Genomic DNA, 26,921 nt, shown 5'->3' with positions numbered 1-26,921 from the left:
GAAGGCTGCCCCGGCACCGAGCGTGCCGGGGCAGTGTGCTGTGCGGGGAGCTACTGGCCGGTGTAGACGACCAGTTCGCCGCGCAGCCGGCGCAGCGTGGGGCCGGGCACGCGCAGGCAGTCGCGTACGTAGCCGTCCAGACCGCCCCATCGCTCGTCCATGGCGGCCAGGGCCGTTTCGAGGTACCGGGGGCGGACCTCGATGATCGCCGAGGCGATCGCCGGGTCGCCGCCGGCGTCCAGGAAGCCCTGCACGTACGGCCGCCCGACGACCCGCAGCACCGGGTTCACGGCAAGGAACTCCTGCCGTACGACATCGCGCGAGGCACCGAGGATCAGCAGCAGCAGGGCGGCCCCCCAGCCGGCGCGGTCCTTGCCGGTGGCGCAGTGGAAGAGCACCGGCCGCGCGGCGGGGTCGGCGGCCGTGTCGATGAAGGCGCGGTACGCGGCCGCGGCCCCCGGTGAGAGCACCAGCTGCCGGTACGACCGGGCGACCGCTTCCTCCGCCTTGCCGTCGCCCAGCAGCCGTTCGGCCTCGACGGGGTCGGCGAGCAGCGCGCGGAACCGGGCGGGGGTCACGCCCGGGTTGTCGCCCAGCACATCGGCGACGAAGAGCCGGGCGCCGGGCGGCAGGGAGTCGGGGGCCGAGCCCCGCTCGTCGGCGGTTCGCAGGTCGACGACCGTACGGATGCCGAGCGCGGCCACGGCCGCGGCGTCCACCGGGTCGAGTCCGCCGAGCCGGCCGGAGCGCAGCACCGCACCCGGCCGGACCTGCCGGCCCGGGCCCAGCGTGATGCCGCCGAGATCGCGCAGATTGAGGGCGGAAGAGGTCGGAACGGCCCTGACGGTTTGCACGATGGATTTCCTCTTTTCCCGGCGCGCATCCGAAGTGACTTCGGCCTGGCCGGATCAAAAGTCGCATGATGTCGTCACATCGACAAAGTAAAACGCCGGGAATCATCGAACGGCCGGGCGTCGCCGTCATGCGCGCAGGCGAAAGCGGGGTTACGGGGCAGGCGCCCCGCGACCCCTCTTCCTCATCCGGCGAGCAGCCGTGCCTTCTGGGCCTCGAATTCGGCCTCGGTCAGAATGCCCTGCTGCTTCAGCGCGGCCAGCCGTTCCAGCTGCCCGACCACGTCTCCGCCCGGCGCCGCCGGCGGTGCGGCGGGCTGCGGAGCGGGCGGGGGCGGCTGCTGGGCCGCGTACTGCTCCGCCTCCTGCTCGGCGAACCTGTTCTGCTGGTGCTGCTGGACGCGCCCGGTGACGGCGGACGCGGTGCCCGCGATGACGGCGGTACGCGCGGCGGCCCCGATGAGGCCGGGTCCGCGGCGGTTCATTCCGGGTCCTCGGAAGATCGGCATGTGTGTTCCCCTTCCGGTGCGGGCGTCAGCCGGCGTGGCCGGCGGCGGATGCGGCGGCCTCCGCGACCTCGGCGGGAATCCGTTCGTGGGCGATGACCTGCCCGCCCGACGCGCGGACGGCCTCGGCCAGCGGGACGGCCCACAGGTCCTCCCACACGATCAGCGCGGCGGAGCTTCCCGGCGGCACGCGCTCGCCGAGCAGCCGGATGTCCTCGCTGCTCAGCATGCCGCTGACCTCGCCCTCGACCGGCTCGAAGGAGACCAGGTCGTCGGGGTCGAGATCGTCCAGCTCGACGGCCTGGATCGTGCCGTCCTCGGCTCTCTGCACGAAGGTCAGGTCCAGGATGCGTACCGCCTTCGAGGCGACGGCGTCGGCCAGCGCGGGCGCGATGGCGCCGGTGAACCGACTGCCGGGAAACGCGACGACGAGGTATTCCACTGGTCCCACGGTCACGGGTGCGTCCTCTCCGTATGAATGGATTGGCAGCAGCATAACTTCGGGCATTACTGCCCGCACCGCGACAAACAACCGCATAACCAAGGCCCACGGCTACGCGACAGTACGTAAAGGATCAAGTGCGCTGGGGGAGGGCAAGGTCACAGGCCGACGCACTGCTCCTCCCCCGGGAAGCTGTCCTAGCATCTGGGCCATGACGGTCCAGCCTGCTGACGGGCTTCCACTGGCCGCCGGATTCCCCGACCCCGCCCATGAGCAGTGGCAGAGCCTTGTCGAAGGTGTGCTGCGCAAATCGGGCAAGGACGTGTCGGGACCGGCCGCCGAGGAAGCACTGTCCACCACGGTGGAGGACGGGCTCATCACCCGGCCCCTCTACACCTCGCGCGACGACGCGCCCGATGCCGGTCTCCCGGGCTTCGCCCCGTTCACCCGCGGCAGCAAGCCCGAAGGGTGCACGGCGGGCGGCTGGGGCGTACGCCAGCGGCACGCGTTCACCGACCCCGGCCGGCTCAACGAGGCCGTGCTCGCGGACCTGGAGAACGGCGTCACCTCGCTGTGGCTGGCCGTCGGGGGCACCGCTGGCGTGCCGGTCTCCGGTCTGGACCGGGCGCTCGACGGCGTCCTGCTCGACCTGGCGCCGATCGTCCTGGACGCGGGCGCGGAAGTCGACGCCGCCGCCACCGAGTTGCTGCGGCTGCACGCGGAGCGCGGTGTCCCGGCCGCAGAGGTACGGGGCAGCCTCGGTGCCGATCCGCTGGGCCGGGCCGCGCGCGAGGGCGGCGAGCCGGACCTGACGGAGGCCGTGCGCTGGGCACGGCGGTGCGCCGAGGAGTACCCCGGGCTGCGCGCGGTCGTCGTGGACGCGATGCCGTACCACGAGGCGGGCGGTTCGGCGGCCGAGGAGCTGGGCGCCTCGCTGGCCACGGGCGTCGCCTATCTGCGGGCGCTGACCGAGGCCGGGCTCGGCGTCGAAGCGGCGTGCGGGCAGCTGGAGTTCCGCTACGCGGCGACCGCCGACCAGTTCCTGACCATCGGCAAGCTGCGGGCGGCGCGCCGGCTGTGGGCGCGGGTCGCCGAGGTCTGCGGGGCTCCCGGCGCCGGGGCGCAGCGGCAGCACGCGGTGACGTCGCCGGTCATGATGACGCGGCGCGATCCGTGGGTGAACATGCTGCGGACCACCCTCGCGAGCCTCGGCGCGGGTGTCGGCGGGGCCGACGCGGTGACCGTGCTGCCGTTCGATCACGCGCTGGGCCTGCCCGACGCGTTCGCCCGGCGCATCGCCCGTAACACCTCCACGATCCTGTTGGAGGAGTCGCACCTCGCCCGGGTCATCGATCCGGCGGGCGGCTCCTGGTACGTGGAGCGGCTGACCGACGAACTCGCGGAGGCCGCCTGGTCGTTCTTCCAGGAGATCGAGCGGGCGGGCGGCCAGGCCGCCGCGCTGGGCTCGGGGCTGGTCGCGGAGCGGATCGCGGCGACCTGGGCGGCGCGCGGCGAGGACCTGGCGCGGCGCAGGGAGCCGGTGACCGGGGTGAGCGAATTCCCGCTGCTGGCCGAGCGCACGGTGGAGCGCGAGCCGTTCCCGGCGGCCCCGGCCCGGGGCGGCCTTCCGGTCGTGCGGCGCGACGAGGCGTTCGAGGCGCTGCGGGCCCGCTCGGACGCCCATCTCGCGGCGACCGGGAGCAGGCCGCGCGTGTTCATCGCCGCGCTGGGCCCGGCGGCCGTCCACACCGCGCGGGTCTCCTTCGCCGCGAACCTGTTCCAGGCGGGCGGCGTCGAGCCGGTCCACAAGCCGGTGCGGGTGGACGCGTCGTCGGTGGCCGGGGCGTTCGCCGCCTCGGGGGCGGACGTGGCGTGCCTGTGCTCCAGCGACGCGCTCTACGCCGAACAGGCGGCGGAGGTGGCCGCGGCGCTGGTCGCGGCGGGCGCGCGGCGCGTGTATCTGGCGGGGCGGCCCGGCGCGTACGACGGCGTGGACGAGTACGTCTCCGCCGGCTGCGACGCGGTGGCCGTGCTCTCTTCCCTTCTCGACCGGATGGGTGTGGCGTAATGCGTATCCCCGACTTCTCCGACATCGGGCTCGGGCCGGGCGGCGCCTCCGAGGTCACCGAGGACCAGTGGCGCGCCGCGGTCAAGGAGTCCTCCGGCAGCTCGGCCGGCGACCTGCTGTGGGAGACCCCCGAAGGCATCGCGGTCAAGCCGCTGTACACCGGGCGTGACCTGGAGGGCCTGGACTTCCTCGGTACGTACCCGGGGATCGCGCCGTATCTGCGCGGCCCGTACCCGACGATGTACGTCAACCAGCCCTGGACGATCCGGCAGTACGCGGGTTTCTCCACGGCCGAGGAGTCCAACGCCTTCTACCGGCGCAATCTGGCGGCCGGGCAGAAGGGCCTGTCGGTCGCCTTCGACCTGCCGACGCACCGCGGTTACGACAGCGACCACCCCCGGGTGACGGGCGACGTCGGCATGGCGGGCGTGGCGATCGACTCGATCTACGACATGCGTCAGCTCTTCGACGGCATCCCGCTGGACCGGATGTCGGTGTCGATGACGATGAACGGCGCGGTGCTGCCGGTCCTCGCGCTGTACATCGTGGCCGCCGAGGAGCAGGGCGTACCGCCGGAAAAGCTGGCCGGGACCATTCAGAACGACATTCTGAAGGAGTTCATGGTCCGCAACACCTACATCTACCCGCCGAAGCCGTCGATGCGGATCATCTCCGACATCTTCTCGTACACCTCGCAGAAGATGCCGCGCTACAACTCGATCTCCATCTCCGGTTACCACATCCAGGAGGCCGGGGCGACGGCCGATCTGGAGCTGGCGTACACCCTGGCCGACGGGGTCGAGTACCTGCGCGCCGGACGGGACGCGGGGCTCGACGTCGACGCGTTCGCGCCCCGGCTGTCATTCTTCTGGGCGATCGGCATGAACTTCTTCATGGAGATCGCGAAGCTGCGCGCCGCCCGGCTGCTCTGGGCCAAGCTCGTGCAGCAGTTCGAGCCGAAGAACGCGAAGTCGCTGTCGCTGCGCACGCACTCGCAGACCTCCGGCTGGTCGCTGACCGCGCAGGACGTGTTCAACAACGTCACGCGCACCTGCGTCGAGGCGATGGCCGCCACGCAGGGGCACACCCAGTCGCTGCACACCAACGCCCTCGACGAGGCGCTGGCCCTGCCCACCGACTTCTCCGCGCGCATCGCCCGCAACACCCAGCTGCTGCTCCAGCAGGAGTCCGGCACCGGCCGCGTCATCGACCCGTGGGGCGGCAGCGCGTACGTCGAGAAGCTGACGTACGACCTGGCGCGGCGCGCCTGGCAGCACATCGAGGAGGTCGAGGCCGCCGGCGGCATGGCCAAGGCCATCGACGCGGGCATCCCGAAACTCCGCATCGAGGAGGCCGCGGCCCGCACCCAGGCCCGCATCGACTCCGGCCGTCAGCCGGTGATCGGGGTCAACAAGTACCGGGTCGAGACCGACGAGCAGATCGACGTCCTCAAGGTCGACAACTCCTCGGTGCGCGCCCAGCAGATCGAGAAACTGCGCCGACTCCGCGAGGAGCGCGACGAACAGGCGTGCCAGGAGGCGCTGCGCGCGCTGACCGCGGCCGCCGAGCGCGCCCCGGGCCCCGGCCTGGAGGGCAATCTGCTGGCCCTCGCCGTGGACGCGGCGCGCGCGATGGCGACCGTGGGCGAGATCTCGGATGCCCTGGAGAAGGTCTACGGCCGGCACGCGGGCCAGATCCGTACGATCTCCGGTGTGTACCGCAACGAGGCAGGGGAGTCGCCGTCCGTGGACCGCACCCGCGCACTGGTCGACGCGTTCGAGGAGGCCGAGGGGCGGCGTCCGCGCATCCTGGTCGCCAAGATGGGCCAGGACGGGCACGACCGCGGCCAGAAGGTGATCGCGACCGCCTTCGCCGACCTGGGCTTCGATGTGGACGTCGGCCCGCTGTTCCAGACGCCGGGCGAGGTCGCCCGGCAGGCGGTCGAGGCGGACGTGCACATCGTGGGCGTCTCGTCGCTGGCCGCCGGTCACCTCACGCTCGTCCCGGCGCTCCGCGAGGAGCTGGCCGCCGAGGGGCGCGAGGACATCATGATCGTGGTGGGCGGGGTGATTCCGCCGCAGGACGTGGACACGCTCCTGGAGGCGGGCGCCGCGGCCGTGTTCCCTCCCGGGACGGTGATCCCGGAGGCGGCCCACGACCTGGTGACGCGGCTCGGGTCCGCGCTCGGACACGAGCTGTGAGCCGCTGAGCGATGGCCCCGAGGATCGATCTCGACAGTTATGTGAAGGGCGTGCTCGACGGGAAGCGCGCGCACATCGCGCGCGCCATCACCCTGGTCGAGTCCACCCGCCCCGACCACCGGGCGCTGGCGCAGGAGTTGCTGCGCCGGCTGCTGCCGCACTCGGGCCACGCCCGCCGCGTCGGCATCAGCGGGGTGCCCGGGGTCGGCAAGTCGACGTTCATCGACGCGCTCGGCACCATGCTCACCGGGCTCGGGCACCGGATCGCCGTGCTGGCGGTCGACCCGTCGTCCAGCCGGACGGGCGGTTCCATCCTGGGCGACAAGACCCGGATGGAACGGCTCGCGGTGGACCCGGCGGCCTTCGTGCGCCCCTCCCCCACCGCCGGCACGCTGGGCGGGGTGGCGAAGGCGACCCGCGAGTCCATCGTGGTGATGGAGGCGGCCGGCTACGACGTGGTGCTGGTGGAGACCGTGGGTGTCGGCCAGTCCGAGACCGCGGTCGCCCACATGGTCGACACGTTCCTGCTGCTGACGCTGGCGCGCACCGGTGACCAGTTGCAGGGCATCAAGAAGGGCGTCCTGGAACTCGCGGACGCCATCGCCGTCAACAAGGCGGACGGCCCGCACGAGCGCGACGCGCGGGCCGCCGCCCGTGAACTCGCGGGCGCGCTGCGGCTGATGCACCCGGCGGACGCGGCGTGGACCCCGCCGGTCCTGACGTGCAGCGCCCGCGAGTCGACCGGTCTCGACACGCTGTGGGAGCGGCTGGAACAGCACCGGGCGCTCCTGGAGTCGACCGGCCGGCTCGCCGCCAAGCGCAGCGAGCAGCAGGTGGACTGGGCCTGGACGATGGTGCGCGACGAACTCCTGGACAGCCTGCGCGGCCACCCCGGGGTGCGGGCGGTGGCGCCGGACCTGGAGCGCCGGGTGCGGGAGGGGACGCTCCCGGCGACGCTGGCCGCCGAGGAGATCCTCCACGCGTTCCGGGGGTCCGGCCCGTCGGTCTGAGCGGCCGCCGCCCGCCGCTCCCGGTCACATCCGGGTGTGGAGGGCGGCGGTGTGCTTCCGGACCTGTTCCGGGGTGAGGTAGCTGTCGGTGTACTCGAAGTCCCGCAGCGTCGCCGGCTTGCGCATCTGGAAGCCGGTGCGGACGAAGTCGTCACCGGCGGCGGCGTTGATGAGCCAGTTCGCCATGACGCGGGCCTTGGCCACGTTGGTGCGCAGCGCCGACCAGTGGTAGCCGCGCGCCACGGCCTGGGCGCTGATGCCGTGCAGCTCGATGCCGAGAGGCTTGGACACGGCGTCCTTCCCGCCGAGGTCCACGACGAGCCCGAGGTCCTTGTGGACGTACGGCTGAAGCGGCTGGTTGCGCAGCTTCGCGAGGAGGTTCTCGGCGAGTTTGCGGCCCTGGCGCTGCGCGTGCTGTGCGGTGGGCGGGCAGAACGCTCCGTCGCCCTTGGCCAGGTCGGGCACGGCGGCCACGTCGCCGAGCGCGAAGATGCCGTCGTGGCCGGGCAGCACCATCTCGGGCGTGACGGCGAGCCGGCCCTTCACGGTCTCCGCGTCGAAGGTGCCGACCAGCGGGCTGGCGGCGACCCCGGCGGTCCAGATCAGCGTCCGGCAGGGCAGCACCCGGCCGTCGGTGAACGTCACGGTGTCGGGCCCGGCCTCGGCGACGGACACGCCGAGCGACACCTCGATGCCCCGGTCGCGCAGCACCTTGAGGGCGCTGGCGCCCAGCTTGTCGCCGAGCTCGGGCATGAGCTTCGGGGCGATGTCGATCAGGTGCCACTTCACGAGCTTCGGGTCGAGGCGGGGGTAGTGCCGCAGCGCGCTGGTGGTGAGCCGCTGGAGGCAGGCCGCGGTCTCGGTGCCGGCGTACCCGCCGCCGACCACGACGAACTGGAGCCGGGAGGCCCGCTCCTCCTCGTCGTCGCTGGCGTCCGCGAGGTCGAGCTGTGCGATGACGTGGTCGCGTACGTAGGCGGCCTCGGCCAGCGTCTTCATGCCGCGGGCGTGGTCGAGGAGCCCGGGGATGTCGAAGGTCCGGGTGACGCTGCCGGGGCTGAGGACGAGGTGGTCGTACCGTTCGTCGACGATCTCGTCGGTGATCTTGCGGATCACGCACACCTTCGCCTCGGGGTCCACACCGATGGCCCCGCCGGGAATGATCCGGGTGCGGTGGCGGCTGCTGCGGCGCAGCGAGAGCGCGACGGACTGCGGGGTCAGCACTCCGGACGCCACCTGGGGCAGCAGGGGCAGGTAGAGCTGGTACGAGAACGGGGCGACGAGCGAGATGTCCGCTTCACCGGGCCGCAGCCCCCGCTCCAGACGGCGTACGCACTCGACCCCGGCGAAACCGGCTCCGACTACGAGAATCCTGGGTCGTGCCACAGTGATCGTCCCTTCTGGGGGTCTGCACGGTCGTCCGTTCGCCTGCCCCGTCACACGCGCCCGTCACCTCTCATCTTCACGACCGGTGGGCGAGCGCGCCTGCTGGGAAGGCAGAACGGACGACCGTGCCGGATCACCTGGCCAGGTAGGTGACCACCCCGCAGGCGCCGCCCGCCGCGCCCGCGCAGACCACGGCGGCGGCGACACAGCGGGCCCGCAGCCTGCGGTAGCGCTCGGTGTACTCGCCGCGCAGTTGCAGGGCGCGGGCGGAGATCCGCGCCAGCATCACCCGGGATTCGGCGGTCCGCTCGGCGGTGTAGACCCGCTCCACGTCCTCGCGCTGGGCGGTGGTGAGCCAGGGCAGCTGGTCGGTGAAGCGCCGGGCGAGCCCGCGTGCCTGCTCGACCTCAGCGTTCCACAGCAGGTAGCCCTCCATCTGGGCCAGTCCCCGGGCGCTCTCGGCGTCCGGGTCGGCCGGTGCCCGCCTCTTCTCGCCGCTCACTCGTGCTTGTCCCCCGGCGCCACCGTCACGGAGGTCTGCGGCCGGGTGGCGGCCTCCTCCAGCTCGCGCACGGCGGGGTGGTGGAGGTCGAACGCCGGGGATTCGGAGCGGATACGGGGCAGGGTGACGAAGTTGTGCCGGGGCGGCGGGCAGGACGTCGCCCACTCCAGCGAACGGCCGAAGCCCCACGGGTCGTCGGCCGTGACCTGCTTGCCGTACTTGGCGGTCTTCCAGACGTTGTACACGAAGGGCAGCATCGACAGGCCGAGCAGGAAGGAGGAGATGGTCGAGATGGTGTTCAGCGCGGTGAAGCCGTCCGCGGCGAGGTAGTCCGCGTACCTGCGGGGCATGCCCTCGGCACCGAGCCAGTGCTGCACCAGGAACGTGCCGTGGAAGCCGACGAACAGCATCCAGAAGGTCATCTTGCCGAGCCGCTCGTCCAGCAGCTTCCCGGTGAACTTCGGCCACCAGAAGTGGAACCCGGCGAACATCGCGAAGACCACGGTGCCGAAGACGACGTAGTGGAAGTGCGCGACCACGAAGTACGAGTCGGAGACGTGGAAGTCGAGCGGCGGGGACGCCAGGATCACCCCGGTCAGTCCGCCGAAGAGGAACGTGACGAGGAAGCCGACCGACCAGAGCATCGGTGTCTCGAAGGAGAGCGAGCCCTTCCACATGGTGCCGATCCAGTTGAAGAACTTCACCCCGGTGGGCACCGCGATGAGGAACGTCATGAACGAGAAGAACGGCAGCAGCACCCCGCCGGTGACGTACATGTGGTGCGCCCACACCGTGATCGAGAGCCCTGCGATGGCGGTCGTCGCGGCCACCAGACCGATGTAGCCGAAGATCGGCTTGCGGCTGAAGACCGGGATGATCTCGGAGACGATGCCGAAGAACGGCAAAGCGATGATGTACACCTCGGGATGCCCGAAGAACCAGAAGAGGTGCTGCCAGAGCAGCGCCCCCCCGTTGGCCGCGTCGAAGACGTGCGCACCGAACTTGCGGTCCGCCTCCAGCGCCAGGAGGGCGGCGGCGAGCACCGGGAAGGCGAGCAGCACCAGCACACCGGTCAGCAGGACGTTCCAGGTGAAGATCGGCATGCGGAACATCGTCATGCCGGGCGCGCGCATGCAGATGATCGTGGTGATGAAGTTGACCGAACCGAGGATCGTGCCGAAGCCGGAGAAGGCCAGACCCATGATCCACAGGTCGCCGCCGATTCCGGGCGAGCGGACCACGTCGGTCAGCGGCGAGTAGGCGAACCAGCCGAAGTCGGCGGCGCCGTTCGGGGTCAGGAAGCCCGCCACCGCGATGAGCGAGCCGAAGAGGTAGAGCCAGTACGCGAACATGTTCAGCCGGGGGAACGCCACGTCGGGCGCGCCGATCTGCAGCGGCATGATCCAGTTCGCGAAGCCGGCGAACAGGGGCGTCGCGAACATCAGCAGCATGATCGTGCCGTGCATCGTGAACGCCTGGTTGAACTGCTCGTTCGACATGATCTGCATGCCGGGCCGGGCCAGTTCGGCGCGCATGAACAGGGCGAGCAGCCCGCCGCCGAGGAAGAACGCGAACGAGGTGACCAGGTAGAGGCTGCCGATCGTCTTGTGGTCGGTGGTGGTCGCCCACTTGATGACGACGTTGCCGGGTTCCCGGCCGCGCACCGGCAGCTCGTTGGAGTACGACTCCTCGTCCTCGGCCGTACCTGGTGTGCCCGTCGTCGTCACGGGGCCGCTCCTTCGCTTGTGCATCCGTGTTACCGGATGCAGCAAAGCAGCGAAGCGGGCCCGTCGCGCGGCCCGGCACCCGCCGGGGCGCGACATTCACCCGTCAGGGGGGTTACGGAACGCCGACGCCCCGGCGCGGCGGAAGCCGGCCGGGGCGTCGGGTGACCTTCGGGTCAGGCGAGGCTCGCGATCGCCTGGTTGAACGTCGCGGACGGACGCATGACGGCCGCGGCCTTGGCCGGGTCGGGCTGGTAGTAGCCGCCGATGTCGGCCGGCTTGCCCTGGACCGCGATCAGCTCGTCCACGATCGTCTGCTCCTGCTCGGCCAGCGTCTTGGCGAGCGGGGCGAACGCGGCGGCGAGCTCGGCGTCGGCGGTCTGCTGCGCCAGCTCCTGGGCCCAGTACAGGGACAGGTAGAAGTGGCTGCCGCGGTTGTCGATGCCACCGAGGCGGCGGGAGGGCGACTTGTCCTCGTTGAGGAACGTGGCCGTGGCCCGGTCCAGCGTGTCGGCGAGGACCTGGGCGCGGGCGTTGCCCGTGGTCTGCGCGAGGTGCTCGAAGCTGACGGCCAGGGCCAGGAACTCGCCCAGGCTGTCCCAGCGCAGGTAGTCCTCCTTGACGAGCTGCTGCACGTGCTTCGGCGCGGAGCCGCCGGCGCCCGTCTCGAAGAGGCCGCCGCCGTTCATCAGCGGGACGACGGAGAGCATCTTCGCGCTGGTGCCGAGCTCCAGGATCGGGAAGAGGTCCGTCAGGTAGTCGCGGAGCACGTTGCCGGTGACGGAGATGGTGTCCTCGCCGCGGCGGATGCGCTCCAGGGAGAAGGCGGTGGCCTTCTCCGGGGTCATGATCTCGATCTGCAGACCCTCGGTGTCGTGCTCGGCGAGGTACGTCCTGACCTTCTCGATGAGCTGCGCGTCGTGCGCGCGGTCCGCGTCGAGCCAGAAGACGGCCGGGTTGCCGGTCGCGCGGGCGCGGGTGACGGCGAGCTTGACCCAGTCCTGGATCGGCAGGTCCTTGGTCTGGCACATGCGGAAGATGTCGCCGGCGCCGACGGCCTGCTCCAGCACGGCGTTGCCGGCGGCGTCCACGACGCGGACGGTGCCGGTGGCCGGGATCTCGAAGGTCTTGTCGTGGCTGCCGTACTCCTCGGCCTTCTGCGCCATGAGGCCGACGTTGGGCACGGAGCCCATCGTGGCCGGGTCGAAGGCGCCGTGGGCGCGGCAGTCGTCGATGACGACCTGGTAGACACCGGCGTAGCTGCTGTCCGGCAGGACGGCGATGGTGTCGGCCTCGTTGCCGTCCGGGCCCCACATGTGGCCGGAGGTGCGGATCATGGCCGGCATGGAGGCGTCCACGATGACGTCGCTGGGGACGTGCAGGTTGGTGATGCCCTTGTCGGAGTCGACCATGGCGAGGGCGGGGCCCTCGGCGATCTCGGCCTCGAAGGACTCCTTGATCTTCGCGCCCTCGGGCAGGGCCTCCAGGCCCTTGAGGATGCCGCCCAGACCGTCGTTCGGGGTCAGGCCGGCCGCGGCGAGCACGTCACCGTACTCGGCGAAGGTCTTCGGGAAGAAGGCGCGTACGACGTGGCCGAAGATGATCGGGTCGGAGACCTTCATCATCGTGGCCTTGAGGTGCACGGAGAAGAGGACGCCCTCGGCCTTGGCACGGGCGATCTGGGCGGTGAAGAACTCGCGCAGGGCGGCGACGCGCATGACGGACGCGTCCACGACCTCGCCCGCGAGGACCGGGACGGACTCGCGCAGGACGGTGGTGGTGCCGTCGTCACCGGCGAGCTCGATGCGCAGGGTGCCGGGCTCGGCGATGACCGCGGACTTCTCGGTGGACCGGAAGTCGTCGACGCCCATGGTGGCGACGTTGGTCTTCGAGTCGGCGGTCCAGGCGCCCATGCGGTGCGGGTGGGTCTTGGCGTAGTTCTTGACCGACGCGGGGGCGCGGCGGTCGGAGTTGCCCTCGCGCAGGACCGGGTTGACGGCGCTGCCCTTGACCTTGTCGTAACGGGCGCGGACGTCCTTGTCCTCGTCGGTCTTCGGGTCGTCCGGGTAGTCCGGGAGGGCGTAGCCCTGGGCCTGGAGCTCGGCGATCGCGGCCTTCAGCTGCGGGATCGAGGCCGAGATGTTCGGCAGCTTGATGATGTTGGCGCCCGGAGTGGTGGCCAGCTCGCCGAGCTCGGCGAGAGCGTCGTCGATGCGCTGGTCCTCGCGGAGGCGCTCCGGGAAGCCGGCGATGATCCGGCCCGCCAGGGAGATGTCCCGGCTCTCGACGGTGACGCCGGCCTTGGAGGCGTACGCCTCGATCACGGGCAGGAACGAATACGTCGCCAGGGCCGGGGCCTCGTCGGTGTGTGTATAGATGATGGTCGAGTCAGTCACCCTGTGCTCCGCTCCACGTCTGCAACATTGCTTGACATCAAGATATCTCGTGAGCGGCGCGGGCTCGACAGGGCCCTGCCCCGCACCGGCCGGATCCCGCGCTAAGCGCGGCTCCCGGGCGGGATCTCCTCGCCGGCGGGCACGGGTCCGGGCGGGGTGCCGTCGCCGAAGGGTCGGCCGCCGAGCTGTTCGCGGTGGTGCGGGGCCGGCCAGCCTGAGAGGTCGGGGCCCGCGGGCACGATGCCGGTGGGGTTGATGCCGGTGTGCACCCGGTAGTAGTGCTGCTTGATGTGGTGGAAGTCGACCGTGTCCCCGAACCCGGGGGTCTGGTAGAGGTCCCTGGCGTACGCCCACAGCACCGGGTCCTCGGAGAGTTTCCGGCGGTTGCACTTGAAATGGCCGTGGTAGACGGGGTCGAAGCGGACCAGGGTGGTGAAGAACCGGATGTCGGCCTCGGTGATCGTGTCCCCGACGAGGTAGCGCCGGTCCGCGAGCCGTTCCGACGTCTGGTCGAGGCGGCGGAACAGTGCCTCGTACGCCTCCTCGTAGCTGTCCTGGCCGTCCGCGAACCCGGCGCGGTACACCCCGTTGTTGACGTCCCGGTAGATGCCCTCCATGACCTCGTCGATCTCCGCGCGCAGCGGCTCGGGGTAGAGGTCGGGCGCGCCGGGCCGGTGCAGGGCGGTCCACTCGGTGGCGAGGTCCAGGGTGATCTGCTGGTAGTCGTTGGTGACCAGCTTGCCGCTGGGTACGTCCACGATCGCCGGGACGCTGACGCCGCCCGGGTAGTCCCGCTCGCGGGCGTCGTACGCCTCGCTGAGGTAGCGGATGCCGAGCACCGGGTCCCGGCCGTCCGGGTCGAGCGTGAAACGCCAGCTGCGGTCGTCCTGGAGCGGGTCGGCGACGCCGAGCGAGAGCGCGTCCTCCAGGCCGAGGAGCCTGCGGGAGACCAGGGCGCGGCTGGCCCAGGGGCAGGCCCGGCTGGCGACGAGCCGGTAGCGGCCCGCCTCGACGGGCCAGCCGTCGCGGCCGTCGGCGGTGACGCGGTCCGCGAAGTGGCTGCGGGAGCGCTTGAAGGGCTTGTGTCCGTACGAGCTGTTGCCGTCGGTGCCGGCGGAGTCGTTCATCGCGTTCTCCTCAGGAGGCGGCTGCGGGTGGGGAGTGCTGTGCACGGCGTCTGCCCCGCCGGCCGCCGCCCACGTCGGCGACCGCGACGAGCAGGGCGCCGACGACGAAGGCGACGGAGACGATGAGCCCGTGGTCGTACGCGTCGGACCAGCCGTCCCCGCCGACCTGGGCGAAGAACACCGCTCCGACGGCGGCGATCCCGATGGCGGAGCCGACGCGCTGCCCGGTCTGGAGGGTGCCGCCGGCGCTGCCCGCGGTGGCCACCGGCACCTCGGACAGGGTCAGGGTCTGGTTGGGCGCGATGACCAGACCGCTGCCGAGCCCCGCGAAGAGCAGCGGGGCGGCCATCGCCCAGCCGGCGCCCCGGCCGGGCACCAGGTGGACGGCGAGCGCGGTGGCCCCGAGCCCGATGGCCACGGCGGCCAGGCCGACGACGACGAGGGGGCGGCCGAAGCGTCCGACGAGCCGGCCGCCGGGGCCGGCGGCGACGGCGGAGCCCAGGGCGAAGGGGGTGATCGCCAGACCGGCCTGGAGGGCGGTGTAGTGCAGACCGCTCTGGAGATAGAGGGTGGTGATGAAGAAGATCGAGGTGAATCCGGCGAAGTAGAGCAGGATGAGCAGACAGCCCAGCCAGTACGAGCGCACCTTGAAGAGCCGGAGGTCCAGGACCGGCTGGGTGCCGCGCCGGCCGCACCGGGACTCCCAGCCGACGAACGCGGCGAGCAGCGCCGCGGCCAGGATCAGCAGCAGCCACTTCTCGTCACCGGGCCACTGGCGGGACTGGACGAAGGGCAGCAGCAGGGCCAGGACCCCCGAGCCGAGCAGCAGCACGCCGAGCGGGTCGAGGTCCCGCAGCCGGACCGGACCGGCGGAGGGGGTGTCGGGCAGCAGGCGGCGGGCCAGCAGGAGGCAGACGAGGCCCAGCGGCAGGTTGACGTAGAACACCCAGCGCCAGCCCTCCTCCGCTCCGGCCGCCTGGATCAGCAGACCGCCGAGCAGCGGGCCGACGGCGGTCGAGATGCCGACCACCGTGCCGAACATGCCGAAGGCGCGACCGCGTTCCCGGCCCTGGAACATCTGCTGGATGAGGGCGGAGATCTGCGGCGAGACCATGCCGCCGGCCAGCCCCTGGACCAGCCGGGCGATCACCAGCCACATGCTGGACTGGGCGGCGCCGCAGGCCGCGGAGGACAGCGTGAAGAGCGTGAGCCCCGCCATGAACACGGCGCGCCGGCCGCGTGCGTCGCCGAGCCGCCCGGCCGGGATGAGGAACAGGCCGAAGGCCAGGGCGTAACCGGACAGGACCCATTGCAGGTCGGACTCCGGGGTGTGCAGGCCCTCCTTGATGGAGGGGAGCGCGACGTTGACGATCGAGACGTCCAGGAGGGTCATGAACCCGGCGACCAGGCAGACCGCGAGCGCCTGCCACCGTCGCGGATCGGGCGTGTCGTGCCCGTCGGAACCCCGGTCCCCCGCGCTGTCTGCCATGGTTCGCACCCTAGGACGCGTGCCCGGATTCCTCATCCCGGCTGGTCCACCCGGCCGTGCGGGGCGGTGCGCCGGTTAGGGTACGGCGCATGCAGTCGTACACGATCGGGCAGGCGGCCCGGCTCCTGGGCGTCAGCCCCGACACCGCCCGGCGCTGGGCCGACGCGGGGCGCGTCGAGACCCATCGCGACGAGGGCGGACGCCGCCTCATCGACGGCCGCGACCTGGCCGCGTTCTCCGTCGAGGTCGCGCAGAACGGCGCGGGCGACGAGGAGGTCTCGTACACCTCCGCGCGCAACGCGTTCGCGGGCATCGTCACCGCGGTGAAGCTGGGCGATGTGGCCGCGCAGGTCGAGATCCAGGCGGGACCGCACCGGCTGGTGTCCCTGCTGACCAGGGAGGCCGTGGAGGAACTGGGCCTGGAGGTCGGCGTGCAGGCCACCGCCCGGGTGAAGTCGACCAGCGTGCACATCGACCGGGCCTGACCGGTCGGCCCTCAGCCGGCGGCGGTCGCCGACAGCGGAGCACCGCCGTCTTCGCAGCGGCGCGATCACGGCCTACGGTGGGAACGGTTCACGCCGTCCGGGTCCGACAGCTCTCCTGGGAGATTCCGTTGCGCATGCTGATCAACGTCCCCGAAACCGTGGTGGCCGACGCGCTGCGCGGGATGGCCGCCTCCCATCCGGGGCTGACCGTGGATGTGGAGAACCGGGTCGTGGTACGCCGGGACGCGCCCGTGGCCGGGCAGGTGGCCCTGGTCTCCGGCGGCGGCTCGGGGCACGAGCCGCTGCACGCCGGGTTCGTCGGCCCGGGAATGCTGTCGGCGGCATGTCCGGGCGAGGTCTTCACCTCTCCGGTGCCGGACCAGATGGTGCGGGCGGCGGCGGCCGTGGACAGCGGCGAGGGCGTGCTCTTCGTCGTCAAGAACTACACCGGGGACGTCCTCAACTTCGAGATGGCCGCCGAGCTCGCCGAGGAGGAGGGGCTGCGCGTCGAGCGGGTCCTCGTGGACGACGACGTCGCGGTGACCGACAGCCTCTACACCGCCGGGCGCCGGGGCACGGGGGCCACCCTGTTCGTGGAGAAGATCGCGGGTGCGGCGGCCGACGAGGGCGCCCCGCTGGACCGGGTCGCCGCGATCGCCCGCAGGGTGAACGAGTCCTCGCGCAGCTTCGGCGTGGCCCTCAGCTCCGTCACGACGCCCGCGAAGGGCTCCCCCACCTTCGACCTGCCCGCCGGCGAGCTCGAACTGGGCATCGGCATCCACGGCGAACCGGGCCGGGAGCGGCGGGCGATGATGACCTCCGGGGAGATCGCGGACTTCGCCGTGAACGCGGTCCTGGACGACCTGCGGCCCGGCGGCCCGGTGCTCGCCCTGGTCAACGGCATGGGCGCGACCCCGCTGCTGGAGCTGTACGGGTTCGGCGGCGAGGTGCACCGGGTGCTGCGCGAACGGGGCGTGGTGGTCGCTCGTAGCCTCGTCGGCAACTATGTGACCTCGCTCGACATGGCGGGCTGTTCGGTGACCCTGTGCCAGGTGGACGAGGAACTGCTGCGGCTGTGGGACGCGCCGGTCGAGACGCCGGCGCTGCGCTGGGGCCGGTGATCCGCACGTGACGGACCGAGGAGTGCAGGTGCTGGACGCCGATTTCTTCCATCGCTGGATGACCGCGGCCGCCGTTCTGGTCGACCGCGAGGCGGATCGTCTGACGGAGTTGGACTCCGCGATCGGGGACGCCGATCACGGCAGCAACCTCCGGCGCGGTTTCGCCGCGGTCTCGGCGGCGCTGGCGGAGGAGCCGCCGCAGACCCCGGGGGCCGTGCTGGCCCTCGCCGGACGGCAGCTGATCTCGACGGTCGGCGGCGCCTCGGGCCCGCTGTACGGGACGCTGCTGCGGCGCACGGGCAAGGCGCTGGGCGACGCGGCGGCCGTGTCCCCCGCCGATCTGGCGCGGGCGCTCGGCGAGGGCGTCGCGGCGGTGTCCCAGTTGGGCGGGGCGCAGGCCGGTGACAAGACGATGCTCGACGCGCTGCTGCCGGCCGTGGAGGCGCTGGGGAGCTCGTTCGCGGCGGGCCGGGACGCGGCGGCCGCGGGCGCCGAGGCGACCGTGCCGCTGCGGGCGCGCAAGGGCCGGGCGAGCTATCTGGGCGAGCGGAGCGTCGGGCACCAGGATCCGGGGGCCACGTCGGCGGCGCTGCTGATCGCCGCGCTGGCGGAGACGGACGGGGGCGCGGCGTGAGCGCGCAGGTGGGCATCGTGCTGGTCTCGCACAGCGGGCCGGTGGCCGAGTCCGTGGCGGAGCTGGCCCGGGGGCTGGCGGCGGGCGGGGCGACGGCTCCGGTGGCCGCGGCGGGCGGCACCGGGGCGGGCGGGCTCGGGACGAGTACGGAGCTGATCGCTCGGGCCGCCCGGGCGGTGGACGGCGGGGCGGGGATCGCCGTCCTGGTCGATCTGGGGAGCGCGGTCCTCACGGTCAAGGCGATGCTGGCGGAGGACGGCGAACTACCGGCCGGGACGCGGCTGGTGGACGCCCCGTTCGTGGAGGGCGCGGTGGCCGCGGTGGTCACGGCGTCGGCGGGCGGCGGCCTCGACGCGGTGGAGGCGGCGGCCGCGGAGGCGTACGACTACCGCAAGGCGTAGACCCCGGGGGCCGCGCACACTTGACGGCATAAGGCGTAGACACCGGAGGCCGCGCACACTTGACGGTATGACGGGCAAGAAGACCACCCGCCGCAGCGCGGGGCTCCTGCTGTTCCGCACCGGTGCCGGGCGCGGCCTCGAAGTGTTCATCGGCCACATGGGCGGGCCGTTCTGGGCGGGGCGCGAGGACGCCGCCTGGTCGGTGCCGAAGGGCGAGTACGCCCCGGACGAGGAGCCGTGGGCGGCGGCGCGGCGGGAGTTCGAGGAGGAGTTCGGGCATCCGGCGCCGGACGGTGCGTGGGTGGCGCTGGGCGAGGCGCGTCAGGCCAGTGGGAAGACGGTGACCGTGTGGGCGCTGGACGGCGATGCCGACCCGGCGACGGCGGTGCCCGGCACGTTCTCGATGGAGTGGCCCCGGAAGTCGGGGACGCTGCGGGAGTTCCCGGAGATGGACCGGTTCGCCTGGTGCACGCCCGAGGAGGCGGCGGAGCGGCTGGTGAAGGGGCAGCGGGTCTTCGTGGACCGGCTGCGCGAGCATCTGGCGGAGGGCGGGGCCGTCAGTGCGGGTGGAGGCGGATGACGGCCGGACCGCCGTCCAGGTCGACGGTGGAGCGGTGCGGCGGGGCGCCGTCCTCCTCGTCGTCGCGGAGCAGCAGGGCGCTCTGCCGCTCCTTGAGCTCGCTCTGCTTCCCGGGCGAGAACGCGGCGTGCAGCTGTTCGAAGCCTGTCGCCGAGATCTGGCCCTGGCGGGCGCTGTTGCGCCACGGCAGCAGCCCCGCACGCCCGGCGCGCAACAGCAGCTGATCGAGGAAGGCCGCGAGGGTGAGGCCGATGACCAGGCCGGGCAGCGTCATCAGTACGAGGAATCCCATACGGCCAGTCTCGTCGTACGGGAGCGGCCGGCGCAACGGTCGCTCCCGTACAACGGTGCCCCGCGCGGTCAGCTCTGCGGGAGGATGACCGCCCGGCCGTTGATCTTGCCGGCGTGCAGGCGCTCGTAGGCGAGCGGCGCCTCGTCCAGCGGGTACGTCTCGACGTGGACGTCCACCGCTCCCGTGCGGGCCAGGTCCAGCACCTCGGCCAGTTCGGAGCGCGATCCCCAGTAGGGGGCGGTGACCGTCGTGTTGAACGGAAGGGCGCCGAAGCCCACGGGCAGCGCTCCGCCGCCGATGCCGACGATGGTCACGTCGGAGTCGATGGCGGCCGCCGCGCCGGCGGTGGCGACGGTCGGCGGGGCCCCGACGAAGTCCAGGACGACCTGGGCGCCGGTGCCGCCCGTCAGTTCGCGGATGCGGGCGGCCGCGTGCTCGTCGGACAGGACGGTCTCGTGCGCGCCGACGGTGCGGGCGAGGGCCAGCTTGTCCTCGGTGACGTCCAGGGCGATGACCCGGACGGCCGTGAGGGCGCGCAGCAGCTGGATCGCCACGTGGCCGAGGCCGCCGGTGCCGATGACGACGGCGGTGGCCCCGGGCACCAGCTTCGGCAGGGAGCGCTTGATGGCGTGGTACGGGGTGAGGCCGGCGTCGGTGAGCGGCACGGTCCGGACCGGGTCGAGGTCGCCGAGGGGCACGAGGTGGCGCGGGTCGTCCACGATCATGTACTCGGCCATGGCGCCGGGCGAACCGAGGCCGGGCGGGTTGATGCCGAGCTCCGCGGCGCGCAGGCAGTAGTTCTCCTTGCCCTCGGCGCACTTCACGCAGGTGCCGCAGCCCCAGGGGCCGTAGACGGCGACGGACTGGCCGGTCTCCAGGCCGGTGACGCCGTCACCGAGCGCGGCGATCGTGCCGGCGCCCTCGTGGCCGAGGGTGAGCGGCAGCGGATACGGGAACTGGTCCGCGGTCCAGCTCATCACGGCGATGTCGGAGTGGCAGACGCCCGCCGCCGTGACCTTCAGCAGCACCTGCCCGGGGCCCGGCTCGGGGTCGGGCACGGTGACGACCTCGGGTGCGGCGCCGATCTCGCGGTACTGAACTGCCTTCATGGGGTCCTCCTCGACCTCTGTGGCGTGTGTGCTGACCCCCGAAACCCCCGTTGCCCCCGTGCCCCCGTCCGCTCCCCCGCTCAGGAGGCGGAGTAGCCGCCGTCCACCAGGTGGTAGCTGCCGTGGATGAACGAGGCGCGGTCGGAGAGCAGGAACGCGGCGAGCTCCGCGACCTCCTCGGACGTGCCCAGGCGGCCCGCCGGGTGCAGCGAGATGAGGTGGTCGCGGGCCGGGCCCTCCGTGTTCCGCAGCAGCGGGGTGTCGATGAAGCCGGGGCCCACCGCGTTGATCCGGACGTTCTGGGCCGCGTACTCCAGGGCGGCGGTCTTGGTGAGGCCGACGACGCCGTGCTTGGCGGCGACGTAGGCCGGCGAGCCGGCGAAGCCGTTGGTGCCCAGGATCGAGGACATGTTGACGATGGCGCCGCCGCCCGCGGCGACGATGGCGGGCAGTTCGTAGCGCATCGAGTAGAAGACGCCGCTGAGGTTGGTCGCGACGACCCGGTCCCAGTCCTCGACGGCGTACTCGCCGGTCGAATTGCTGGGGCCGCCGATGCCGGCGTTGTTCACGGCGAGGTGCAGGGCGCCGAAGGTGTCGACGGCGAACCGCACGCCCGCCTCGACGGACGCGGGGTCGGTGACGTCCATGGCCACGGCGGCGGCCCGGCCGCCGGCGCTCTCCAGCGCGGCCGCGGCCTCGCGGGCGCTCGCCTCGTTGTAGTCGGCGACGACGACCGAGGCGCCCGCGCCGGCGAGCCGGTGGGCGAGGGCCAGGCCGATGCCGGAGGCCCCTCCGGTGACGAGGGCGGTACGGCCGGCGAACTCCTGGTCGGTGGGGGTGGTGGTGCTCATGGTGTGCCGTTTCCTTCCGTGGTGCTGGTGGTGCTGTGCGGCGCGGGGCCGGTGAACAGTTCGCCGGCCAGGGCGTCGAAGGCCCGTTCCACGAGCCGGGGCAGCTCGTCGGGGCGGTTTCCGCGGACCCAGACGGCCTGGGCGGCCAGGAGGGCGCCGGCTCCGGCGGCGACCGTGACGGCGGGCCGCAGATCGCTGAGGGGGTCGGTGCCGAGCCGGTCCGCGACGATGGCGACCGAGTCCGACTGGGCGTCCACCCGGATGTGGTGGAAGGCCGCGTAGAGGGTCGGTTCACGCTCGGCGAGGACCAGCAGCTCGTAGACGCGCGGGCGGCGGTGCCAGGCCGGGACCCCGGGGTCCGCGAGCCAGTCCTGGACGGCCCGGCGGTAGGCGGTGAGCGGGGGCTCATCGGCCGGCCGGGCGCGCAGGGCCTCGTTGATGCGGTGGCCGTCGCCCCGGACCGAGTCCAGGACGGCGTCCTCCTTGCTCGCGAAGTACCGGCTGAAGGTGCGGCGGTCCAGGTCGGCGCGTTCCGCGATCTCCTCGACCGTGACCTCCCTGAGCCCCCGGTCGAGCACGAGCTCGAACGCGGCTCCGGCCAGCGTGTCCCGGGTCCGGCGGGCCTTGCGGCCCCGCCTGTCCGGAATCTTCCGTTCCGCTTGCATGTCTTTCACCGTACACCCGAAAATGTCCCGACGCGACAGAAGTCTCGTCGGGACATTGAGGGCCTGTGAGCTGCGCGGATCACCGTCCGCTGAGCGCCTCAACGGGCCGCATCGCCTCGTACACCGTCGGCTCGGTCGAGGCGGAGGCCGACTCGGAGACCCGGATCAGGGCCAGTACGGCGATGTCGTCGCGCCGCACGCCGCCGGAGAACTCCTCCAGGTCGCGTCCGAGCGCGTCGAGCAGTTCCCGGGGGCCCCGGCGTGCCCAGCGGCTCAGCCGGGCGTCGAGCGGATAGAAGCGGCCCTCCGCGTCGCGGGCCTCGGTGACCCCGTCGGTGAACATCAGGAGCGTCGCGCCGGGCGGGAAGTCGAGCCGTTCCGCGGTGCGGCCCTCGGTGCTGAGTTCCGCCAGGCCCAACGGTACCGACGTCCGGCGCAGCGGCACGGTGACGGCGACTCCGTCGTACACCAGGCGGGGCGGCAGATGGCCGCAGTTGACGGCCCGCGCCCGGCCGTCGCCGTCGAACCCCAGGACGAGCGCGGTCACGAAGCGTTCGGCGTCACCGGTCTGGGCGGCGAAGGCGTTCTGCCGGGCGACGGCGTCCTCCAGCCGGTCCACGACACCGATGAGGGAGGGTTCGCGGATGGCCGCCTCGCGGAACGCGCCGAGGACGGCGAAGCCCACACCGATGGCGGGGAGCCCCTTGCCCTGGACGTCGCCGATGATCACCCGGGTGCCGTAGGGCGACTGCACGACCTCGTAGATGTCCCCGCCGACCAGATGGTCCTCCTCGATCGGCGTGTACGAGCCGTGGGCGGTGATCTGGTCGGTGGGAATGGGCAGGGGGCGCAGGATCTGGCGCTGGAGGGCGACGGAGGCGGAACGGAGTCTGGCGACCTCGGTGGCGTGCCGGATGCGCAGGACACAGGCGCCGATACCGAGGAGACACGCCAGGACGGTGAAGACGACACTGCTCGCGATGTCCCAGTTGCTCCCCCCGGCCACCAGGCGCGAGGCGACGGCCACCGCCATCACGAGGGCGGCGACACCGGTGGTCTGGGCGATCGTGCCGAAGACCGAGACAAAGGCCGGTACCACCACCAGCAGGGGCACCAGACGCAGATCCTGGCCCGTGAGCACGTCCAGGGAGACGATCGCGGCGGTCAGCAGGGCCAGCGCGCCGAACAGCACCCCGTTCCCGACCCTGGGGGCGCGCACGGCGGCCTCTCCGAGGTCGGTGCCGGGAAGCGTCACGCGGGGCGCGGGCCGGCTCAGGAGTCCGAACGTCAAGGCCCTCTCCTTCCGGGATCTGCCGGCCGGATGCCGGCGCGTACCTCCATTCGACCCGGTCAGGGGGGTGGTGCACACGAGGCTTACGGCCCCGGGGGCCCGGCCGAAGGTCCCGTAAAGCGCCGGGGCGGTGTCTCCTGGCCCGGGGACACCGCGCGCTCAGCGCGCCGGCGTGGTCGTGGCGGCGGGACGGCCGGGCGCGGGCGCCCCGGCCGGTACGAGGGCGGCCAGGAACGCGATCCGCCGGCGGAGCTCGAAGCCGAGCGACTCGTAGAGCCGGACGGCTCCGGTGTTGGCGGCGGCCGCGTGCAGGAACGGGGTCTCGCCGCGCTGCCGGATCTCGTGGGCGACGGCGCGCACGAGCCCGCCGCCGAGACCCTGGCCGCGTACCGACTCGTCGGTGCAGACGGCGCTGATCTCGCTCCAGCCCGGCGGGCGCATGCGCTCACCGGCCATGGCGACGAGCACCCCGTCCCGGCGCACCCCGAGGTAGGTGCCGAGCTCGACGGTCCGGGGCTCGAAGGGGCCCGGCCGGGTGCGGGCGACCAGGTCGAGCATCTCCGGTACGTCGGCGGGGCCCAGCCGGACCGCTTCGGGGAGGGGCGCCGCGGCCACGCCGGCGTCCACCAGCTGGACGCCGGCGGCATGGAAGGTGATCTCCCAGTCGGCGGGCGGGGGCTCCCGGAACGCGGTGATCGTGATGGCTCCGCCCGGCCCGGTGAGCGCCGCCACGTCGGCCCAGTCGGCGGGCCCGGGGTCCGGTGGGAGAGCGGCCCAGGGGGCGACCGCGGAGGGGTAGCGCAGCACGCGGCCCCGGCGTTCGGCGAAGTGGGCGTGCGGGCCGCGCAGCGCGGTGCCCACCGGGTCGTCCAGCGGGTGGCCCGGGTCCGGATACGTGTTCACGCGGTCACCTCGATCACGGTCTTGCCCAGGGCGTGGCCGTCCTCCACCGCGCGCAGCGCCTCGGCCGCCCGGTCGAGGGGCACGGTCCGGGTCACGTGGGTGCGCAGGACTCCCTCGACGGTCAGCCGCGCCACCTCGTCGAGGACGGCGGCGGTACGGGCCCGCCGGACGGGTGCTCCGCCGAGCTCGGTCACCAGGGGCTTGCCACCGGCGCTGATGAGCGCGGCCGAGTCGGTCAGCCCTGCCGCCTCGCGCAGGGTGTCGCCGCCGACCAGGTCGAAGACGGCGTCCACGCCCTCGGGGGCGGCTGCCCGCACCCGGTCGGCGAGGCCGGCGCCGGACGGGATGTGCTCGGCGCCCAGGGACTCCACGAAGTCCTTCTTGGCCTCGCTCGCGACGCCGAGGACCCGGAGGCCCGCGTGGCGGGCCAGCTGGACGGCCGCGCTGCCCACGCCGCCGCCGGCCCCGGTGACCAGGAGCGTGGCGCCGCGGCCCAGGCCGAGCTGGCGCAGCCCGTCGTAGGCGGTGGCGGCGGCGACGGGCAGGACCGCCGCGTCGGTGAAGGACAGGGCGGCCGGCTTGTGGGCGGTGACCGCGACGGGCATGAGCGTGTACTCGGCGTATCCGCCGGTCAGCGGGTTGCCGAACACCTCGTCGCCGGGGGCGAAGCCCTCCACTCCGGGGCCGGTCTCCACGACGGTGCCGGCGGCCTCGCTGCCGAAGACGGCCGGGAACGGCTGCGGCTCGCTGCCGGGCCGGGTGTAGCCGGTGCGCAGCTTCCAGTCGACCGGGTTGACGCCCGCCGCGCGGACGGCGACGAGCAGTTCGCCGGGGCCGGGTTTCGGCCGTTCCCGTTCGGTGAGGCCCTCCACCTCCGGTCCGCCGTTGCGGGTGAACACGTACGCCTTCGGCATGAGCTCCTTCTCCCCTGTTCCGTGCGCCGGCGCCCCGCTGACGGGCGCCACAGCTGCGGCAAGGACGCGTGGCGCGCGGGTATTCCCGTACCGTCGATTTCGACTCAATCACGGCCCGGTCCGCGCCGGCCCACCCCTGCGGCGGGCCGTCCTGTGGCACGCTGAGGGCGGCCGTCCCACCGGGCTCCCCCGTACCGGTGGGGCGGTCTCGCGGCGTTACGGGGCCGGTGTCCCGGTCCGGTCAGTCGCCGTCCCGCTCGGGCGCCCGGCCCGCGTAGTAGGTGGCGACCATGTCCTCCTCGCCGTGTCCGGCGGCCTCCGCGCGCTCGAAGCGGGCGGCCGACGCGGCGGTCAGGTCCAGCCGGACCCCGGCCTGAGCGGCCGCGTCGAGGACGAGCCGGGTGTCCTTGAGGGCGGTGGACAGGGCGAAGCTGGGCGTGAGGTCGCCGTCGAGCACGGCGGCGGACTTGGCCTGGAGGTACCCCGAGTCAAGCGGGCCGCCCTTGACGACGTCGAGGAACGTACGCGGGTCGACGCCGAGCCCTTCGGCGAGGTTCAGGCACTCCGCGACGCCGCCGACCATGTTGACGACCCAGGCGTTGAGCACGAGCTTGAGCCGGGAGGCCGTGCCCGGCTCCTCCCCGGCCCAGATGGTGCGCTGCCCGATCGCCTCCAGCACGGGTTCGACCACCGCACGGGCGGCGAGGGGCCCGGAGACGAGGACGGTCAGCGTGCCCTGTTCCGCGGGCTGCCGGGTGCCGGAGACCGGGGCGTCGAGGTGGATCAGCCCGAGGTCGGCGGCGCGCTGGGCCAGCTCGACGGCGCCGTCCGGGCCGACCGTGGAGGTCTGGAGGAGCACCTGGCCCCGGTGCAGCCCCTCGGAGGCGGCGGTGAGCGCGGCGGCGACGGCGGTCGTGTCGGTGAGCGCGGTGAGCACGACGTGGGCGCCGCGCACGGCCTCGGCCGCCGTGGCGGTGACGGTGGCGCCGTCGGCGGCGAGCGGGGCGGCCTTGGCCTGCGTGCGGTTCCAGGCCCGGACCTCCAGACCGGCGCGGAGCAGGCTGCGGGCCATGGCCGCGCCCATGATCCCGGCACCGAGGACGGCGACGACGGGCTGCTGGGGTGCGGCGGGGATGGCTGAAGTCATGGGGTTCCCTTCGTCGGCCGCGCTCCGGGCGCGGCGGTTTCGGCTTCTCAGGGGTGCCGCAGCGCGCCTTCCAGCACGGCGGCGTGTACGGCTCTGGCGAGTCGCGCGCCCCAGCGGGAGCGCGGACCGGCGAACGGTTCGGCGGCGCCGGTCTCCGGCCCGGGTTCGGGCGCGGCGAGACAGACGGCGTCCGTGGGGGTGCCGGAGCAGTCGAGTCCGGCGTCCAGGAGCGCCTGCACCTTGGCCTCCGTGGCGGTGGCCACGGCGTTGACCAGGGCGGCGTCGGACAGGGGCACCGGGAACGTCACCACGATGTTGACGGTGCCGGGGCGCGGCGGTCCGACGGTGCCCTCGGCCGGTGCGGCGGCCCAGCCGCGTACACCCAGACCGCAGGTGGCGGTGGCGTGCACGTGCTCGTCGTCGGCGGTGGTGTACGCGGTGACGTCGGCGGCGGTCATGAGACCGGCGCCTGGGCCGGCGAGGTGTGCGGCGGCGGCGATCTCGGCGAGGTGCCGGTCCGGGTCCATGCGGGGGTAGCCGCCGGGGACCTGGGCGTTGAGGATCCACTCGCGCGGGCCGATGCCGCCGCCCAGGACCGCGCTGCTGCACGCCCGCCAGCCGGGTCCCAGCCGCCATACGAGGTGGTGCAGCTCCGTGCCGTCCTCGCGCCGGGCGAGCAGTTCGCCGCGTTGGACGGGGAGCCGACTGCGTACGGAACGGATGGGGCACCCCCGGGTGGCGCGGCGGGACGCCGGTCGGCGTGGGTTGATCATATGTGCCTGGGCGGGGGCGTCCGAGCCCGGCCCGTTCACCCGGATGGCGTAAC

The 26,921-nt window shown here is 72.9% G+C and carries 26 protein-coding genes; 8 read left to right on the top strand and 18 right to left on the bottom strand.

Annotation, left to right across the window (positions count from 1 at the left end; genetic code table 11):
* Positions 1-50: 50 nt before the first annotated feature.
* The 3 genes from OG867_RS30040 to OG867_RS30030 form a co-directional block, all read right to left on the bottom strand.
* Entirely contained in the window at positions 51-854 is an 804-nt protein-coding gene (locus OG867_RS30040) for a tyrosine-protein phosphatase (protein WP_328898812.1), read from the bottom strand.
* 182 nt (positions 855-1,036) lie between these two features.
* On the bottom strand, positions 1,037-1,336 hold the full coding sequence (locus OG867_RS30035; RefSeq protein ID WP_328898813.1) for an SHOCT domain-containing protein: 300 nt from the start codon (positions 1,334-1,336) through the stop codon (positions 1,037-1,039).
* Between the two features lie 49 nt (positions 1,337-1,385).
* Positions 1,386-1,814 carry a DUF6325 family protein gene (locus OG867_RS30030; protein ID WP_328898814.1) on the bottom strand — a complete coding sequence of 143 codons (429 nt, stop codon included), beginning with the start codon at positions 1,812-1,814 and terminating at the stop codon, positions 1,386-1,388.
* A 196-nt stretch (positions 1,815-2,010) separates the two neighbouring features.
* Between OG867_RS30030 and mutA the strand changes: the two genes are divergently transcribed.
* The 3 genes from mutA to meaB are packed head-to-tail and all read left to right on the top strand — an operon-like array spanning position 2,011 to position 7,078.
* Positions 2,011-3,867 carry a methylmalonyl-CoA mutase small subunit gene (gene mutA, locus OG867_RS30025; RefSeq protein ID WP_406290136.1) on the top strand — a complete coding sequence of 619 codons (1,857 nt, stop codon included), beginning with the start codon at positions 2,011-2,013 and terminating at the stop codon, positions 3,865-3,867.
* Positions 3,867-6,068 carry a methylmalonyl-CoA mutase gene (gene scpA / locus OG867_RS30020; RefSeq protein WP_406290134.1) on the top strand — a complete coding sequence of 734 codons (2,202 nt, stop codon included), beginning with the start codon at positions 3,867-3,869 and terminating at the stop codon, positions 6,066-6,068. The genes mutA and scpA overlap by 1 nt, the downstream gene beginning before the upstream one ends.
* A gap of 11 nt (positions 6,069-6,079) precedes the next feature.
* Positions 6,080-7,078, top strand: coding sequence for a methylmalonyl Co-A mutase-associated GTPase MeaB (meaB, locus tag OG867_RS30015; protein WP_406290132.1), 999 nt, complete (start codon positions 6,080-6,082; stop codon positions 7,076-7,078).
* 24 nt (positions 7,079-7,102) lie between these two features.
* Here meaB and OG867_RS30010 read toward each other — a convergent pair whose 3' ends face one another.
* The 6 genes from OG867_RS30010 to OG867_RS29985 all read right to left on the bottom strand — a co-directional run bounded on the left by OG867_RS30010 (position 7,103) and on the right by OG867_RS29985 (position 15,702).
* The gene (locus OG867_RS30010; RefSeq protein WP_328898818.1) at positions 7,103-8,464 is read right to left on the bottom strand and encodes an NAD(P)/FAD-dependent oxidoreductase; all 1,362 of its coding nucleotides are present in this window, start codon (positions 8,462-8,464) and stop codon (positions 7,103-7,105) included.
* 133 nt (positions 8,465-8,597) lie between these two features.
* Positions 8,598-8,966 (bottom strand): hypothetical protein, encoded by a 369-nt coding sequence (locus tag OG867_RS30005; protein ID WP_406290130.1) that lies wholly within the window; start codon positions 8,964-8,966, stop codon positions 8,598-8,600.
* Positions 8,963-10,789, bottom strand: coding sequence for a cytochrome c oxidase subunit I (ctaD, locus tag OG867_RS30000; RefSeq protein WP_406290128.1), 1,827 nt, complete (start codon positions 10,787-10,789; stop codon positions 8,963-8,965). The genes OG867_RS30005 and ctaD overlap by 4 nt, the downstream gene beginning before the upstream one ends.
* A 77-nt stretch (positions 10,790-10,866) precedes the next feature.
* Positions 10,867-13,086 carry an NADP-dependent isocitrate dehydrogenase gene (locus tag OG867_RS29995; protein WP_328898821.1) on the bottom strand — a complete coding sequence of 740 codons (2,220 nt, stop codon included), beginning with the start codon at positions 13,084-13,086 and terminating at the stop codon, positions 10,867-10,869.
* 101 nt (positions 13,087-13,187) lie between these two features.
* On the bottom strand, positions 13,188-14,213 hold the full coding sequence (locus OG867_RS29990) for a glutathione S-transferase family protein (protein WP_406290125.1): 1,026 nt from the start codon (positions 14,211-14,213) through the stop codon (positions 13,188-13,190).
* Between the two features lie 10 nt (positions 14,214-14,223).
* Positions 14,224-15,702, bottom strand: a complete 1,479-nt coding sequence (locus OG867_RS29985; RefSeq protein ID WP_406290123.1) for an MFS transporter — start codon at positions 15,700-15,702, stop codon at positions 14,224-14,226.
* An 89-nt stretch (positions 15,703-15,791) separates the two neighbouring features.
* On the opposite strand from OG867_RS29985, the gene OG867_RS29980 reads away from it, so the two are divergent.
* The 5 genes from OG867_RS29980 to OG867_RS29960 all read left to right on the top strand — a co-directional run bounded on the left by OG867_RS29980 (position 15,792) and on the right by OG867_RS29960 (position 18,923).
* Complete coding sequence (locus OG867_RS29980) at positions 15,792-16,187, top strand: helix-turn-helix transcriptional regulator (RefSeq protein WP_328898824.1); 396 nt, start codon at positions 15,792-15,794, stop codon at positions 16,185-16,187.
* A gap of 128 nt (positions 16,188-16,315) precedes the next feature.
* Entirely contained in the window at positions 16,316-17,308 is a 993-nt protein-coding gene (gene dhaK / locus OG867_RS29975) for a dihydroxyacetone kinase subunit DhaK (protein ID WP_406290120.1), read from the top strand.
* A 28-nt stretch (positions 17,309-17,336) separates the two neighbouring features.
* Positions 17,337-17,942, top strand: coding sequence for a dihydroxyacetone kinase subunit DhaL (dhaL, locus tag OG867_RS29970; protein WP_406290118.1), 606 nt, complete (start codon positions 17,337-17,339; stop codon positions 17,940-17,942).
* The gene (locus OG867_RS29965) at positions 17,939-18,343 is read left to right on the top strand and encodes a PTS-dependent dihydroxyacetone kinase phosphotransferase subunit DhaM (protein ID WP_406290116.1); all 405 of its coding nucleotides are present in this window, start codon (positions 17,939-17,941) and stop codon (positions 18,341-18,343) included. The genes dhaL and OG867_RS29965 overlap by 4 nt, the downstream gene beginning before the upstream one ends.
* A 67-nt stretch (positions 18,344-18,410) precedes the next feature.
* Positions 18,411-18,923 (top strand): NUDIX domain-containing protein, encoded by a 513-nt coding sequence (locus tag OG867_RS29960; RefSeq protein ID WP_406290114.1) that lies wholly within the window; start codon positions 18,411-18,413, stop codon positions 18,921-18,923.
* Here the strand turns inward: OG867_RS29960 and OG867_RS29955 are convergent.
* The 9 genes from OG867_RS29955 to OG867_RS29915 form a co-directional block, all read right to left on the bottom strand.
* Complete coding sequence (locus tag OG867_RS29955) at positions 18,901-19,215, bottom strand: DUF6191 domain-containing protein (RefSeq protein WP_406290111.1); 315 nt, start codon at positions 19,213-19,215, stop codon at positions 18,901-18,903. The two genes, OG867_RS29960 and OG867_RS29955, sit on opposite strands and share 23 nt — an antisense overlap.
* A 68-nt stretch (positions 19,216-19,283) precedes the next feature.
* Complete coding sequence (locus tag OG867_RS29950) at positions 19,284-20,324, bottom strand: NAD(P)-dependent alcohol dehydrogenase (RefSeq protein WP_406290108.1); 1,041 nt, start codon at positions 20,322-20,324, stop codon at positions 19,284-19,286.
* Positions 20,325-20,404: 80 nt separating this feature from the next.
* On the bottom strand, positions 20,405-21,175 hold the full coding sequence (locus OG867_RS29945; RefSeq protein WP_406290106.1) for an SDR family NAD(P)-dependent oxidoreductase: 771 nt from the start codon (positions 21,173-21,175) through the stop codon (positions 20,405-20,407).
* Positions 21,172-21,840, bottom strand: a complete 669-nt coding sequence (locus OG867_RS29940; protein ID WP_406290103.1) for a TetR family transcriptional regulator — start codon at positions 21,838-21,840, stop codon at positions 21,172-21,174. The genes OG867_RS29945 and OG867_RS29940 overlap by 4 nt, the downstream gene beginning before the upstream one ends.
* Before the next feature lie 79 nt (positions 21,841-21,919).
* Positions 21,920-23,131, bottom strand: a complete 1,212-nt coding sequence (locus tag OG867_RS29935) for a PP2C family protein-serine/threonine phosphatase (protein WP_406290101.1) — start codon at positions 23,129-23,131, stop codon at positions 21,920-21,922.
* A 159-nt stretch (positions 23,132-23,290) separates the two neighbouring features.
* The gene (locus OG867_RS29930) at positions 23,291-24,034 is read right to left on the bottom strand and encodes a GNAT family N-acetyltransferase (RefSeq protein ID WP_406290098.1); all 744 of its coding nucleotides are present in this window, start codon (positions 24,032-24,034) and stop codon (positions 23,291-23,293) included.
* Positions 24,031-24,948, bottom strand: a complete 918-nt coding sequence (locus tag OG867_RS29925; protein ID WP_406290096.1) for an NADP-dependent oxidoreductase — start codon at positions 24,946-24,948, stop codon at positions 24,031-24,033. Before OG867_RS29925 ends, OG867_RS29930 begins: the two co-directional genes overlap by 4 nt.
* 241 nt (positions 24,949-25,189) lie before the next feature.
* Positions 25,190-26,095, bottom strand: a complete 906-nt coding sequence (locus OG867_RS29920; RefSeq protein ID WP_406290094.1) for an NAD(P)-dependent oxidoreductase — start codon at positions 26,093-26,095, stop codon at positions 25,190-25,192.
* 47 nt (positions 26,096-26,142) lie between these two features.
* Complete coding sequence (locus OG867_RS29915; protein WP_406290092.1) at positions 26,143-26,868, bottom strand: adenosylcobinamide amidohydrolase; 726 nt, start codon at positions 26,866-26,868, stop codon at positions 26,143-26,145.
* Positions 26,869-26,921: the final 53 nt, after the last annotated feature.

This window comes from Streptomyces sp. NBC_00209, assembly GCF_045206345.1.
In the GTDB taxonomy this organism is placed as follows: Bacteria; Actinomycetota; Actinomycetes; order Streptomycetales; family Streptomycetaceae; genus Streptomyces.
The sequence above is the reverse complement of the archived record's forward strand: the minus strand, read 5'-3'. Positions and strand labels throughout refer to the sequence as shown.